A 15,347-nucleotide genomic window follows, 5' to 3' on the forward strand; every position below is an offset into this window, starting at 1 on the left:
AATATAAATACTTTTTAATTTAAAAATTAAGAGAGTCTAAGATGAAGTATATTTTATTAATTCTATTATTCTCAGCATCTAATGTTTTGGCTACTCAGGATTATGATCCCGCTGCCCGTACAAACCCGAACAGGCATGCTTGCTCTTATGCCATTGATGATCAAGTCTATAGTCCAGCCCGATATTACAATAACCATCTAAGATATTTAATAGAAAGTAATATAGGACAGGTTGCAGTTTTTAATGGAGGAAGACATTATCTTGTTGATACTGCAACAGAAATACGTCATGCATTCGATATGTGGCGACGGCGCTTAGCCCAAAGGGGTATCCCCATTACCCTTACTGAAGTCCCTCAAGGCCCACCGGCTGAAGTTAATTTTTGGTTATCCAGAGCAGAGACAGACCCAGAATATAACCAGCAAGGTTTTTTACGACAACATAATATACATGCTCTGACAACTTTAATCTTACCAGATCAAATTATGAATCGTTACGTATACCCACTTTTTAATATTTCAGGCATTGTTGTATCAGATCAGATGTATTTCTCAGATGAAGAATTCAATATATTCAGGGATGCATTGCCTTCAGGCATTGGAGATCAACAAATTGCAAACATGCTAGTTTATTATGTTATGTCTCATGAAATTGGTCATGCTTTAGGTCTACACCATCCAAATGAAAATATGAGGGATTTTGAATGGTCTCATCAGGACCCTATAGATCTAGAAGCTGGACATTTTTATGGAGAGTCAATTACAGCTCTCGTTCCCCGAGGAGCACCAGACGCCAGAACACCATTAATGGGGGCTGACGATGGATATTTTGGACGCTTACATGACCAATTAGGTAGAAGATTAAACTATGATGATATTGGACCATCAGAATTAGAACTAAACGCTATAGCTACCGAAAATGCATGTGGTGGTTTACATTCATCTCAATCGAAAATAAATGTTGCACTTTCGGAAAGTTGTAAAGAAAAACCTCGTGTATTTTATCCTATAGCAGAGGCACTGGTACCCATTTATCAAATACTGTGATTTTACTTGAAGTTACCTATACACAATGGATTTCAAGATGCATCGCGGCGGCAAGGGAGTTCATCCCTGAGAGCATAGCTAACTATGTGACCGGGGTGAACGTGTGCAGCCAACAAAGAGGCAACTTGAAAGACGAAGTGTATAAGAGCACCGAGCTATAAAAAGGAGGTCAGTTATTATAGTAGACGCCTTTTTCATCAAAGAAAAATGTACATAATATTTCATTCTATAGCTGAGTTACTGATAACTGTTTTACCAACACAAATATTCTAAATTAGAAAATATAATGGAGCCTCAAATGAAATATTTTTTATTCGTTTTATTATTAACAGCATATAGTGTTTTTGCAGATAATGATTTTGACCCAAGTGCTCGCAATAATCCAAACAGGCACGTTTATTCTTATGTTATTAATAATCAAGTTTATAGTCCTGTACGGTTTTTTAATAATAATTTGAGATATAGAATAGATGAACATATAGGGCAAGTGACAGTTAATATTGGCGCAAGAGCTCTTACTGTTAATACCGCACCATTAATACGCTATGCAGCAAACCTATGGAATCGACGTTTGAGATCAGCCCAAATCCCGATTCAACTTACTGAAATTACTCAGAGTTCACCGAGTGAAGTGGACTGTTGGATTTCCAGAGCTAATGACGCACAAGAGGAATATTTAGTTCCACCTCCACCAGTAACGGATCCATCACACCCCCTTACCAACCGGTATTTGGCTTACACAACACCCGTTTTACCCGATGAAATGCTAATTCATTATTCGGTGAAGAATTTTACGAATCCAGGAATAGTTATAGCAAATACATTTTATTTCTCTGAGGAAGTCTTCACCGCATTACGAGCACTGATATCTAGCAAATATTCAGAGCAGGACATTGCGAATGTGATAGTTTATTTCACTATGGTTCATGAATTTGGTCATACTTTAGGCCTAACTCATCCAATTTTACAACATAGACGTATTGAAACTCACGGAGGGCCATTAAATACTGATAGGGGAGATGTTATGAGCGCAGCACTTACAGCACAGCTTCCTCGAGGAGTACCAGATGCCGGAATACCTATAATGACATCAAATCTGTCATATTTTCGCACTTTAGCTACCCGGCTAAATCGGAGAATAGTGTATCGCGATATTACTCCAACAGAATTAGAATTAGCAGCTATTAGTATGGAAAATTCATGTGGTGGTTCTCCTCCATCTCAATCTAAAAGAAATGTGGTATCTTCGGAAAGTTGTAAAGAAAAGCCTCGTGTATTTTATCCTATAGCAGAGGCACTGGTACCCATTTATCAATTACAGTGATTTAATAGGAAATAATAATAAACCGACACAACAACGTCCTGAGAAAATTAAGCTTTGGCAGGCAAGTCGCCTGCCAAATCATTAATAGGGTGTTCTTTAAAGTATTATCACTCGTTATCAAAAACCTAAACTATCCAGTAAATCATCAACCTGTTCTTGGTTGGCGATAACGCCAACCCCGTCCTGGTTGACCTGTGGGCCATTAAGAAGACTGTCATTCTCTTTTTTCGTTTTGGCCATCTGATCAGAAGGTATATTTTCCATTAATACCATAACCAGTTGTTTTTCCAGTTCCTGAATGACTTCCATCATCCGTTTGATTACCTGCCCGGTGAGATCCTGAAAGTCTTGTGCCATCATGATTTCAAGTAATTGGGCATTGGTAAATGCAGCATGTTCCGGTACGAGACTGAGATAATTTCTCGTGTCCGTGACCAAAGAACGTGCCCCGGCCAGTTCTAAATCAGTCGGGTTTGCAAACCACTCATCCCAGCGCTGGGTCAGGGATTTTGCAGAAGCTTCTAATTCATTCTGGCGGGGCTGAGCCACTTCAACACAATTCAACACTCTTTCTGCTGCCTGTGCCGTCATTTGGACAACGTAATTCAATCGTTCCCTCGCATCAGGGATCGCCTCAGCCGCCTGAGCAATGGTTTGATCCAATCCCAGTTCACGCAGACTATCTCGCAGCATTCTTGTTAACTGCCCGATACGACTGATTATTTCACTGGTTGTAATCGCCTCATCTCTTCTAGGCATGACTGGATTTTCACTCATTTTGTCTCCTTAGAGCCCCAACTTTTCAAATATTTTGTTGAGCTTTTCTTCCAAAATTGCTGCAGTAAATGGTTTCACAACATAACCACTGGCTCCGGCCTGTGCAGCTGCAATGATATTTTCTTTCTTTGCTTCCGCCGTTACCATCAGAACCGGTAAAGCAGCCAGTTCACTGTCACTACGAATTGTTTTCAGTAACTCTAGGCCATCAATGTTAGGCATGTTCCAGTCAGAAATCACAAAATCAAATTCAGCCGTCCGAAGTTTTGTCAGGGCTTCTGCTCCGTCCTGTGCTTCATCAACATTGTTAAATCCCAGTTCTTTCAGCAAATTACGCACAATCCGACGCATGGTTGAAAAGTCATCAACTACCAGAAATCTTAAATCCTTACTTGCCATAAAAACTCCTTGAAATTTTGTTCATCCGACAGCATCGTGCTGTAAAAGTTAATACTCAATATTCCCTTTATCTTTCAGGCTACTATCCTGTAATCTGAAATCCATCGGGCCTAAATATGACTCAATTCAATCAGCCCCGATTAAATACGAACTGATTGCACGGTGCTGATTTTAGCCAGCATCGTTCTGCTGAGTTTTTGCAGATCCATCACATCATCGACAGCCCCCAGCTGGATCGCAGCCCTCGGCATACCAAAGACCACGCAGCTCGCTTCACTTTGTGCCAGTGTATAAGCTCCCGCTTTTTTCATTTCCAGTAAGCCCGCTGCACCATCACTTCCCATGCCAGTCAGGATAACCCCTACCGCATTACGCCCGGCATATTTGGCCACGGATCGGAACAAAACATCGACTGAAGGGCGATGACGATTCACCGGTGGAGCACTACTGGTCATGATTTGGTAATTTGCACCGCTACGGCACAGTTCCATGTGACGATCTCCCGGCGCTATATAGGCATGTCCCGGCAGAACCCGTTCACCATCTTCCGCTTCTTTAACAGTAATCTGACTCAGTTTATTAAGCCGCTCGGCAAATGAGCGGGTAAAACCTGATGGCATATGCTGCGTGATAAGGAGTGCCGGGCTGGTAATAGGCAAAGGTTGTAACAGGTTTTTAATTGCTTCAGTCCCTCCGGTAGAGGCCCCGACCGCGATCAATTTTTCACTGGATAACAGTGGCTTAAAACTCAGTGGAGCATCAACTTTATCTACAGGTTTCATCGTGCTGACTTTTGCCTGCGCCGCCGCTCTGATTTTCTCAGCAATCAGCTCGCTATAGGCCAGCATTCCTTCACGGATCCCCAACTGCGGCTTGGTCACAAAATCCACCGCGCCCAATTCCAGTGCTTTTAATGTGATTTCCGAACCTTTTCCCGTCAGGGAGGAAACCATTACTACGGGCATAGGACGCAATCGCATGAGTTTTTCAAGAAAATCAATTCCGTCCATCCGTGGCATTTCGACATCCAGTGTCAGTACCTGCGGGTTATGCTTTTTGATTAAATCGCGGGCAACAAAGGGATCAGGCGCACAATCCACAACTTCCATGTCAGGATGGCTATTGATAATTTCCCGCATGATTTGGCGCATCAGCGCCGAATCATCCACACAAAGAACTGTTATTTTATTCATGACCCCTCCTTGCCTGACCTACACCGTAAACGGTCTGTCCCTGCAAGTAGAACTCTCGGCTAATTTGAGTAACGTTCTCGGAATGCCCGGCAAAGAGCAGACCATCTGGTTTTAAGAAATTGACAAAATGTCGTAAAATTCTTTCCTGCGTTTTTTTATCAAAATAAATCATGACATTACGACAAAAAATCGCATCAAATTTACCTTCAAGCGCCCACTCAGAATCCAGTAAATTCAGATGCTGAAAGCTGACCATTTCAGTCAGCACCGGACGAACTCTGGCATATCCTTCATAAAAACCAACACCTTTGAAAAAGTATTTTTTCTTTTGACTGTCACTCAGATGCTGTAGTTCATCTAATCGATAAATTCCCTGACGGGCTTTTTCCAGTACCTGAGTATCAATATCACTGGCAATGATTTTTATCCGGTTTGAACGATGCCCTAACGCATCACATAACGTCATGGCGATGGAATACGGCTCTTCTCCGGTGGAAGCCGCTGCGCTCCAGACACGGTAAGTCCCCCCGTTTTTTTTGCCGGCATGTGCCGCAAGAATCGGAAAATGGTGGGCTTCCCTGAAAAACGCAGTGAGATTAGTTGTCAGGGCATTAACGAATAATTCCCATTCCTTGCTATGACTGTTCTGTTCCAGAATCGACAGATATTGACCAAAATCATTAAATCCCAGAACACGCAATCGCCTGACCAGACGGTTGTAAACCATTTCTCGTTTATTTTTTGCCAGTACAATACCGGCCCGCTGGTAAATAAATTGGCAGATACGCTCAAAATGCGCATCCGACAATGTATGCCGCTGAAACATAAAGTTCAGCGGTACAGTGGCTTCAGTATTTGAAGCCGTTAAGTTGGATTTCATCTGACCTCAGCGTACTTAATTTACAGCATACTCATCGGTCATTTTTGATGCAGTATATCCCTGATGGTTGTGCTCATATTCTGACATTTTTGGCAGTTCAAATTGAGCAACGGTTCTCACCAATGTATCTGCTTTATCTTCAAGCGCAGATGCGGCAGCAGCGGATTGCTCCACTAATGCGGCATTTTGCTGAGTGACCTGATCCATCTGGCTCACAGCCTGAGCCACCTGATGAATACCACGACTTTGTTCATCGGAAGCCGCCGCAATTTCAGTCATCAGATCAGTCACCTGATTGACCGACCTGACCAGCTCATCCATAGTTTGTCCGGCATGATTCACCAGCTCTGAACCTTGATTAACACGGTGAACAGATTCATCAATCAGAATTTTGATCTCTTTTGCCGCTTCAGCACTGCGTTGCGCCAGATCACGTACTTCTCCGGCAACCACAGAGAACCCTCTGCCCTGCTCGCCGGCACGTGCTGCTTCAACCGCTGCGTTCAGTGCCAGAATATTGGTCTGGAAAGCAATACCATCAATCACGCTGATAATTGCACTGATTTTCTTCGAACTATTGGCAATTTCATCCATTGTCGCAACGACACTGCTGGTCTGTTCTCCGCCTTTGGTTGCGGTCTGAGAAGCGGCAACTGCAAGGGCGCTGGCCTGACGGGCATGTTCTGCATTCTGTTTAACGGTGACGGTCAGCTGTTCCATACTGGCTGCTGTTTCTTCCAGAGAGGCGGCCTGTTCTTCAGTACGTGAGGATAAATCAGTATTACCCTGCGTAATTTCCTGAATGCCGATATACATCTGATTAGTATTATCCCGCACCGATGATATGGATTTAATCAGCGATCTCTGCATATCGCGTAGTTTTCTGAATATATCGCCGATTTCATCATCAGTGGTAACAGCAACTTCTTTATCCAGCCGTCCTTCTGCCACATCCTGAAAACAGGCTCTCATATTGTCAAAAGGCCTGAGCAGGTTACGTTTCAGCCACCAGTGAGCTGCGATAGCAACAATAAACACCATCAGAATGGAACCAAAGAACATGGCAATAGCAACTTTATAGTAGAACGCTGCATTCTCTACCGTATCTTCAATATTCTTGTTGAGGTATTGCATATAATGTTTATATGCAAGCTCCATTTTGAGCTGATATTCTTCTGTCGGCTGGTCAAGAAAAGCCTGAAAATCGCCGCCATAAAGAAATTCTTTCATCTCTTTCAGAGCACTGAAATAGTCCCTATAAGCGCGATCAAGGTCAGTTAATAGACCATCCCTTCTTTCATTCTTTCCTACCTGAGGTAAAGAATTAAATTGATTAAAGCTTCTTTCTGCTTCACTTAATGAATGTTTGAGCAATGCTTCCATTGCATCGATTTGTTCTTTGGGTTGCCCTACTTTTTGAGCAATTGCGATTTTGTTCAGAGTGTTACGCGTTTGCAATAATGCAGTCCAACTCACGCCCAGGCTATCCCTGCGCTGAGTTCCCAAATCAATTCTTTCGATATATGACTGATCTGTATAAATAATTCCCAGCGATAGACCACTGGAAATCATTTGCATAATACAAAACATCATCAGTAATAGATACAAACTGGTTGATATGCGAAGCCTGCCTAACATGTAATCACCTCGTTGAACGGCTGCATAATGCAGCCGTAGTTATCGCTATTATTTTTTAGAATGTTTCCCAATTAGATGGGTCTTCCACGTCACTGCCTTTCTTCAGCACGGGAGGATTCGTTTTATTAGCTGGAGGGGTCGGCGATTTTCTCGTCGATAAAACTTCATGTTTTCTTTTTTCAGGCAGCTTCCTGTCTGCCTGCTCCGGTAACTGAAATATTGCCACAGCTTTGGTCAGGATCATGGCCTGCTCTTCCAGAGCTGCTGCGGCTGCCGCAGACTGTTCGACCAATGATGCGTTCTGCTGTGTCACTCTGTCCATTTCAGAGATAGCAACACCAACCTGGGTGATTCCCCTGCTCTGCTCATCAGATGCTGAGGCAATTTCACCCATAATGTCAGTTACACGGGTCACTGAGTTGACAATGTTGTTCATTGTCTCACCCGCACTTTCCACCAGCTCAGACCCTGTATCAGTACGGCTGACAGAGTCTTCAATCAGTGATTTGATCTCTTTTGCAGCTTCGGCACTACGCTGTGCCAGATTGCGGACTTCTCCGGCAACTACGGCAAACCCCCGTCCGTGTTCACCTGCACGGGCGGCTTCTACCGCTGCGTTAAGAGCAAGAATATTGGTCTGGAAAGCGATAGCATCAATCACACCGGTGATATCTGAAATTTTGCGCGAACTGTCAGCAATTTCGTGCATGGTTTGCACAACGTTCGCCACCACTTTGCCACCCTTACGGGCAATTTCGGAGGCATTATCAGCAAGATTACTGGCCTGACGGGCGTTATCAGCATTCTGTTTTACGGTTGCGGTGAGTTCTTCCATGCTGGCCGCAGTTTCTTCCAGTGAAGCAACCTGCTGCTCAGTACGGGCAGAGAGATCATTGTTACCCGCAGCAATTTCGCTGGTGCCGGTATAGATGGTTTCGGTGCTGTGATGAACACTTCTGACGGTATTGATCAGCTCTTCCTGCATGTGCTTAAGACCAACTGACAACACCCCCATTTCATTATTACCGGAGACATCAATCTTTCTGGTCAAGTCACCTCTTGAGAAGGCTTTAATAGAATCCAACAGGTTATTCAGTGGATCGATTAATGCTTTGCGTAAACCAATCCAACTCACGGTCATTACACCGATTAACAGCACAAAGACAAAAATCAGGCTAATAATGACGTTACGGTAGGCTATATCAGCATCATCTGATACCTGCTCATACAGTTTTTCATTCTGACCCAGATAGAAGAGATATTCAGTATCAAATGCGTTCTGATACATGGTAGTTGGCTGGGCAAAAAATGCTTTAAACTCTTTTTTGGCCAGCAATACATCCAGCTCTTTAAGTGCATTGATATAGACACTATGAGTTTGTTTCAAACGCTGCATACGCTCTGGATCGCGTATAGACAAGTTCGGCATTTGTTCAAATTGCTGAAAACTGCGTTCTGCACGGGATAAATTAACCTTAGCCTCTGCTAAAATATCATCAATTTTGTATTCGCTCTCACCACCGTTTATTTGCATGATGTAGACGATGCCAACACGGTTCAGGTTATTACGGGCCTGCAACAGATTGATCCAGCTTTCATCAAGTAATTTTTGCCGCTGCCGCAGTTCATCCAGCGTATCAAAGGCCTTGGTATCATTTTTTATGGAATTAAAAAACAGGCCGCTAGACATAAATTGCAGAGCACCAAATAAGATTATGACTGAGATTAGCCCCGTCACTATTTTCATTCGGTTAAACATGACTTCCCTTGTGTAATAAATTGCTATGCCAGTGTTATCGGCATCCTTAAAGGGAACTTTATGCGTAATACAAAAAATTGAGTTTTTACTGCATTTTTTTGATCTACAACAAAAACGGGCTGCCTTTTCACGCTGTTATTTTCCGTGACTCTCTTTATGTTTAAGAGAATGGCAGCCCTGAAATATCACTCTTTGGCGACAGAATCCACCAGCGCCATTTCTTCACTGTTGAGCAGTTTTTCAATATCGACCAAAATCAGCATACGCTCTTCAATGGAGCCCAGTCCGGTCAGATACTCTGTTGACAGTGTGACGGCAAATTCCGGGGCAGGACAGATTTGATCATCTTTCAGAGAGAGCACATCGGATACACCATCAACAACAATCCCGACAACGCGGTTAAGCAGATTCAGGATGATGACCACGGTGTTATCATTGTAAGTCACATCTTCCTGAGAAAATTTAATCCGCAAGTCAATAATAGGTACAATTACACCACGCAGGTTGGTGATACCTTTGATAAAAGCAGGCGTATTGGCAATGCGGGTGACCTGATCATAACCACGGATTTCCTGCACTTTCAGTATTTCAATTCCATACTCTTCATCACCCAGAGTGAAAACCAGATATTCCTTTCCGGCTGTTTCTCCTGATAACTTACTGAATTCGTCTATGGCTGCCATTGTGTTACCTTCTATCTATTGTGTGTGACTTAAATCTTTGGATATATATCCATCGGGTATGACAAAAAATGGTTATTTTTTGTTTGCAAATTCTGCCTTACGCACGGCTAACTGTTCATGGTTAAGTTTCTGCAAAGCAGGAATATCAATAATCAGAGCAACACTGCCATCGCCCATAATCGTGGCAGCGGAAATACCCGGTACTTTGCGATAGTTGCTTTCGATATTTTTAACAACAACCTGATGCTGCCCAACCAGTTTATCGACCAGCAATGCATAACGGCGTCCCGCACTCTGCACAATCACCGCAATGCCTTTCGTCGGTGCTGTTTCTGCGCCCGGAATGTCAAATATCCGATACAGTTCCAGCAATGGCAGATATTCACCACGCACCTGCAATAGTTTTTCATCTCCCGCCAGTGGATAAATATCTTCCTCCTGCGGCTGTAAGGAACTGACCACAGCACTCAGAGGTAAAATGAAGACTTCATCATTCACTTTGACAGACATGCCATCCAATATCGCCAAGGTCAGTGGCAGCAGAATACGGATAACTGTCCCCTTCCCTTCCTGAAAATTAATTTGGATCTGTCCGCCCATATCCTGAATGTTGCGTTTAACCACATCCATACCCACACCACGCCCAGAAACATCTGTGACAATTTCTGCGGTAGAAAAGCCGGGTGCGAAGATCAGCATGGCAACTTCTTCATTACTCATGTTTTCATTGACCGCCAACCCCTGAGACTGAGCTTTGGCTAAGATCTTCTCGCGATTCAGTCCCGCACCATCGTCAATAACTTCAATGCAGATATTGCCGCCCTGATGCTCAGCAGCCAGTGTCAGATTACCTGTTTCCGATTTACCCGCGGCGAGACGTTTTTCCGGCGTTTCGATACCATGATCAAGGCTATTACGGACTAGATGCGTCAGTGGGTCGATAATGCGTTCGATCAGGCTCTTATCCAGTTCAGTGGAACTACCAATTAATGTCAGTTCCACTTTTTTGTTCAGCTTACCCGCAAGATCCCGCACCAGACGTGGATAACGACTGAATACATATTCCATCGGCATCATCCGGATCGACATAACAGATTCCTGCAAATCACGGGAATTTCGCTGCAATTGCGCCATACAACTCAGCAATTCGCTGTGTATTGTCGGTTCCAGAGCATCACAGTGCTGTGCCAGCATAGATTGGGTAATAACTAACTCACCCACCAGATTAATAAGCTGATCGACTTTCTCAACGGCTACACGAATACTGGAAGACTCTACACGCTGACGCGGAGAACCCGCCATCGGACGCGGGGCCGGGCGACCAGCTTCAGTAACATCAGTTTTTTTCCTGGTATCAGCCGACGGTGACGCTAGCAGTTGGGCCAATTCCTTTTCCACATCAGGAGTGGAGTCTGTTGTATTAGCCGTTACCGAAGTTTCCTGTTCCGTAGGCTGAGTCGTACTTTCTTCTGTTTTTACTTCAACCTGCTGATACTCCACTACAGGCAAGAAGGTTATTTGTTCTGGCTCAACCACAAAACACAATACTGCGGTAATATCATCTTCTGTTGCAGAGGTAACTAAAGAGGCTTCAAGGCTATCTGTTGTCTGTTCGACATCATAAATTTCACCAAGATGCCCCAATTCATCTTTCATCAAAGCAACTTCACGCTCTTTCAGCCCGGATAGGTGAACACGGATCCGTCCCTGTTCTGTGGCCGAAGCTGGAGTTGTCGTCGGAAGATTTTTTTCTTCAGGCTGTTCTACAGGTACTGCGTGTTCTTCCTGCTTTTCCTGAATTTCTGCCACATGCTGAATAATCTCTTCCGTTACAGGTTCAAATTCAGATGATTCAGCAGAATCAGCGATATTCTGCTGCTCTTCCTGTAACTCTAATGCAAGTTGGCGCAATGTTTCGCAGATATAATTGAATGTATCTTCATCTGGCTCCTGAGAACTTTTATAGGCATCCAGTTGTTGCTGCATAATATCTTTCGCTTCTAAAAACAGGTTGATAATGTCAGTTGTCAGGCGTATTTCGTCACGTCTGGCACTATCCAGCAGATTCTCTAAAACATGCGTGGTTTGTTGCAGTTTGGAAAAACCAAAAGTCGCAGCGCCCCCTTTAATTGAGTGGGCGCTGCGAAAAATGGCATTCAGCTGTTCATGGTCAGGCTCATCGGCATCAAGCAGCAATAAATGCTGCTCCATATCCGCCAATAGTTCATCTGCCTCATCAAAAAAAGTCTGATAAAACGCGGTAATATCCATCGTTACTTACTCTGTCACCTTATTAGGATCACTTGCCGGTTCAATATTTGTCTGCTCCGGCACAGTGATTTCATTGGATTGTCCGGTGGGTTGCTGAGAAGGCGTTCCCTCATTCGAATCCATTCTGATGACTTCTTGTATATCCATACTACTGTTAGCGGTCATGGCGTTACCGCCACTGTTTTCCTGCTCAATCCGTTGTTCTGCTTCTTTATTCAGAACAATAATACTGATACGGCGATTGACAGGAGCATCAGCGGGAATTCCCTTCTGCATACTGACGGTGGATGCCATTCCAACAACTCGCATAATTTTGGATTCATCCAGACCACCAGTTAGCAGTTCCCGTCTTGATGCATTCGCCCTGTCTGAAGACAGTTCCCAGTTACTGTAACCACGCTGTCCACTGATATATTGCAGATTATCAGTATGACCCGACAGGCTGACCTTATTTGGAATACTATTTAAGATCGGCGCAATCGCCTGCAAAATATCACTCATGTGGTTTTCGACTTTCGCACTACCAATCATGAACATCGGACGATTTTCCCGGTCGATGATCTGAATACGTAAACCTTCATCCATCATGTCAATCAATAAATGAGGACGTAGTGCTTTAAGACGAGGATCGGTGATGATCAACTGATCGAGTTGCTGACGTAACCGATCCAGACGACGGCGATCTTCACTGACTTCAACCTGTTTGGTTTGGCGGAAGACTTCTCCATCCTGCTGGAAAACATCATCCCCTCCCCCCGGGATTGGATTTGTTGTATCACTACTTTGCTGACCCTTGTTTATTGCAACCTGCAAGGGAGTACGAAAATATTCGGCAATGCTGGTTAATTCCTGCGGGCTGGCAATCGATATCAGCCACATAACCAGAAAAAATGCCATCATTGCAGTCATAAAATCGGCATAGGCAATTTTCCATGACCCACCATGATGGGGCTGGCCATGTTTTTTGCGCTTTTTTACTCTGACGACAGTAACATTATTCGCTCTCATAATTATTCTTCAGCTTCTTGTTGTACGGGGGCTTTAACCCTGCGAACATGCTCTTCAAGTTCTGTAAATGAAGGACGATCTGTGAGGAATAATGTTTTGCGACCAAACTCAACCGCAATTTGTGGAGCATAACCATTCAGGCTGGAAAGCAGAGTCACTTTGATACACTGCATCATTTTTATCTGCTCGCTGCTGCGCTGACGCAACAACGTTGCCAGTGGAGACACAAAACCGTAAGCCAGCAAGATCCCGAGGAATGTCCCTACCATTGCATGAGCAATCAATACGCCAAGTTCACCTGCTGGTCTGTCTGCCGAACCCAGTGCATTAACAACCCCCATCACAGCTGCAACGATACCAAATGCTGGTAATGAATCCCCCACCATTGCCAGACTGGTCGCAGGGACTTCACTTTCCTGCTCATAAGTCTCGATCTCTTCATCCATCAGGGCTTCGATCTCATGTGGGTTCATATTGCCGCTGACGATCAAGCGCATATAATCCGTGATGAAGTTCATCAGGTAAGGATCTTGTAGTAAACGGGGATACTGTGTGAAGATGTCACTTTGTTGCGGATTCTCAATATCACGCTCAAGAGACAAAAGCCCATGCTGGCGGGATTTGGATAAAAGACGGAACTGCAAAGCCATCAGATCCATGTACATCGCTTTATTGTATTTTGATCTACGCAATATTTTTGGTAAAACACGCAATGTCGCCTTTATCGCCTTACCATTGTTGCCCACGATAAAAGCCCCAATACCCGCACCTGCGATAATCAAAAATTCCGCTGGCTGATAAAGTGCGCCCATGTGGCCACCGACAAGCAGATAGCCTCCAATCACCGCACCAAAAACCACGATATATCCTAAAAGTACTAACACGCGATATCCTTTAGCTAAGTTGGTGAGCAGATGGGATTTGAACAGGGAGAATTAATAAATGAAGAGGAGGATTGTAGATTACAGGCCAGAATGACCAAAACCTGTAACCTAAGTTTTCACTTTCCCATTTAAATTCACATAGCTTGCTGAGCAAATCCATCCAGCAGTTGTGAATTAGTATCGGCAGGTTGCGCGGAAAGTTTACGTTTTTTTACCGCCCTTGAAGGCGGTTGGCAAAGACTACAAACAAAGCTGTTGACCGGCTGATGTGCGTGTGTGATAAAAGTCCCACCACAACAGCGACACTCAGTTGGCTGCAACATCCCACTATCGACAAAACGTATGAGTGTCCAGGCCCGGGTCAGAGCTAAAACGGGCGCATCTCCGTCAGACGGAGGGCATTGCTCAAGATAAAGCCTATAAGACTTAACTACAGCCTCAACACCTGCACAGTGCCCACTTTTCAACAGGAAACGGTAAGCATTATAGAACATGGAAGAATGAATATTCTGTTCCCACGTCATAAACCAATCCGTTGAAAAGGGAAGCATCCCTTTAGGCGGGGGACTTCCCCGCAACTCTTTATACAGCCTGATCAACCTTCCTCTGCTTAACTGCGTTTCACTTTCAAGCATCTGTAAGCGTGCGCCTAAAGTGATGAGCTCCATTGCCAGCTGAATATCTTTAGCTTCTTGGACAATACTTTTTTCAGCCATCTTTATGCTCTTTTCTTCATTGAAGTGTCATCCTGCGCGGACAACTGCTGAAAAAGATGAGTGGACAACAAAATACCTGTATGAATTTGCTGTAGATCGTCCACCCGCGATTCCTTCGTCAGCTGCTGTACGGTTTCGTGATCTTCAAACCGAAAATGGCAAATCAGTTGGTTGGTTTCAGCTAATTTTACTAACTGAGGCAATGTCAGCTCGGCCAACGTATCAGCCATCGATTCACTAATACCTAAACGGAACATCGCAGACGCTTTCTCATGGTTAATTAGCCGTTGTGCTAAAAGCAAATACGATAAATTTATGTCATAAATATGTTTGAGCAATTCAACCGTACTCATTTCTATATATCCCGTCCGATTACATGAAAAAATCAATTAAGTGATCAAAGAATCACTCACGACAAAATTACCAGTAGCATGAGATTCAATAATCTCCGACATAACTGAAATATACATCTTTAGCCAGAGCAGTAACTGTCCTTTGTATTACTCTTGGGATCGCCCAATTTCTAAAATATTTCGGTAATGGATTGTAAAAGTATTATTGCGTCATCTGGATAATGAACTTGCCACAATTGATTAAGAATATTCTTAATACTAATTAACTTTACTCCTGAATCATCAACTTATACAACGGAGAATATATGTCATTTTAAATACTATGTGACATGCATCACAAAACTGACATTTTTTATTATGATTCTAGCTCATTAACTATTCAAGCAACTGAAAAGACAAAATAGTCCACAATTAAT

At 43.7% G+C, this 15,347-nt stretch carries 14 protein-coding genes; 2 read left to right on the forward strand and 12 right to left on the reverse strand.

The features are described from left to right. The first annotated feature begins 41 nt into the window (after window positions 1–41). Both AACX68_RS01125 and AACX68_RS01130 read left to right on the forward strand, forming a co-directional pair. Entirely contained in the window at window positions 42–1,046 is a 1,005-nt protein-coding gene (locus AACX68_RS01125) for a hypothetical protein (RefSeq protein WP_228860351.1), read from the forward strand. Window positions 1,047–1,344: 298 nt separating this feature from the next. Beyond that, complete coding sequence (locus AACX68_RS01130) at window positions 1,345–2,370, forward strand: hypothetical protein (RefSeq protein WP_228860352.1); 1,026 nt, start codon at window positions 1,345–1,347, stop codon at window positions 2,368–2,370. 117 nt (window positions 2,371–2,487) lie between these two features. Here the strand turns inward: AACX68_RS01130 and cheZ are convergent, their stop codons facing one another. The 12 genes from cheZ to flhD all read right to left on the reverse strand — a co-directional run bounded on the left by cheZ (window position 2,488) and on the right by flhD (window position 14,931). Then, window positions 2,488–3,147: a protein phosphatase CheZ gene (gene cheZ, locus AACX68_RS01135; RefSeq protein ID WP_099120482.1), complete on the reverse strand. Its 660-nt coding sequence runs from the start codon at window positions 3,145–3,147 to the stop codon at window positions 2,488–2,490. Window positions 3,148–3,156: 9 nt separating this feature from the next. Continuing rightward, window positions 3,157–3,546 (reverse strand): chemotaxis response regulator CheY, encoded by a 390-nt coding sequence (gene cheY, locus AACX68_RS01140; protein WP_099111796.1) that lies wholly within the window; start codon window positions 3,544–3,546, stop codon window positions 3,157–3,159. 140 nt (window positions 3,547–3,686) lie between these two features. Continuing rightward, window positions 3,687–4,739 (reverse strand): protein-glutamate methylesterase/protein-glutamine glutaminase, encoded by a 1,053-nt coding sequence (locus tag AACX68_RS01145; RefSeq protein WP_228860353.1) that lies wholly within the window; start codon window positions 4,737–4,739, stop codon window positions 3,687–3,689. Continuing rightward, window positions 4,732–5,619, reverse strand: coding sequence for a protein-glutamate O-methyltransferase CheR (gene cheR / locus AACX68_RS01150; RefSeq protein WP_099111798.1), 888 nt, complete (start codon window positions 5,617–5,619; stop codon window positions 4,732–4,734). Before cheR ends, AACX68_RS01145 begins: the two co-directional genes overlap by 8 nt. Window positions 5,620–5,634: 15 nt before the next feature. Beyond that, entirely contained in the window at window positions 5,635–7,257 is a 1,623-nt protein-coding gene (locus AACX68_RS01155) for a methyl-accepting chemotaxis protein (RefSeq protein WP_228860354.1), read from the reverse strand. Between the two features lie 55 nt (window positions 7,258–7,312). Then, window positions 7,313–9,016, reverse strand: coding sequence for a methyl-accepting chemotaxis protein (locus AACX68_RS01160; RefSeq protein ID WP_228860355.1), 1,704 nt, complete (start codon window positions 9,014–9,016; stop codon window positions 7,313–7,315). A 185-nt stretch (window positions 9,017–9,201) separates the two neighbouring features. Then, complete coding sequence (gene cheW / locus AACX68_RS01165) at window positions 9,202–9,699, reverse strand: chemotaxis protein CheW (protein WP_099111801.1); 498 nt, start codon at window positions 9,697–9,699, stop codon at window positions 9,202–9,204. A gap of 72 nt (window positions 9,700–9,771) precedes the next feature. Beyond that, on the reverse strand, window positions 9,772–11,970 hold the full coding sequence (cheA, locus tag AACX68_RS01170) for a chemotaxis protein CheA (RefSeq protein ID WP_228860356.1): 2,199 nt from the start codon (window positions 11,968–11,970) through the stop codon (window positions 9,772–9,774). Between the two features lie 6 nt (window positions 11,971–11,976). Continuing rightward, the gene (motB, locus tag AACX68_RS01175; protein ID WP_228860357.1) at window positions 11,977–12,978 is read right to left on the reverse strand and encodes a flagellar motor protein MotB; all 1,002 of its coding nucleotides are present in this window, start codon (window positions 12,976–12,978) and stop codon (window positions 11,977–11,979) included. A 2-nt stretch (window positions 12,979–12,980) separates the two neighbouring features. After that, complete coding sequence (gene motA / locus AACX68_RS01180) at window positions 12,981–13,862, reverse strand: flagellar motor stator protein MotA (protein ID WP_099125089.1); 882 nt, start codon at window positions 13,860–13,862, stop codon at window positions 12,981–12,983. Between the two features lie 134 nt (window positions 13,863–13,996). Continuing rightward, complete coding sequence (flhC, locus tag AACX68_RS01185) at window positions 13,997–14,578, reverse strand: flagellar transcriptional regulator FlhC (RefSeq protein ID WP_099111805.1); 582 nt, start codon at window positions 14,576–14,578, stop codon at window positions 13,997–13,999. 2 nt (window positions 14,579–14,580) lie between these two features. After that, window positions 14,581–14,931, reverse strand: a complete 351-nt coding sequence (gene flhD, locus AACX68_RS01190; protein WP_086956238.1) for a flagellar transcriptional regulator FlhD — start codon at window positions 14,929–14,931, stop codon at window positions 14,581–14,583. Between the last annotated feature and the right edge of the window lie 416 nt (window positions 14,932–15,347).

Source organism: Xenorhabdus sp. PB61.4 (genome assembly GCF_963894935.1).
Classification (GTDB): domain Bacteria; phylum Pseudomonadota; class Gammaproteobacteria; order Enterobacterales; family Enterobacteriaceae; genus Xenorhabdus; species Xenorhabdus stockiae.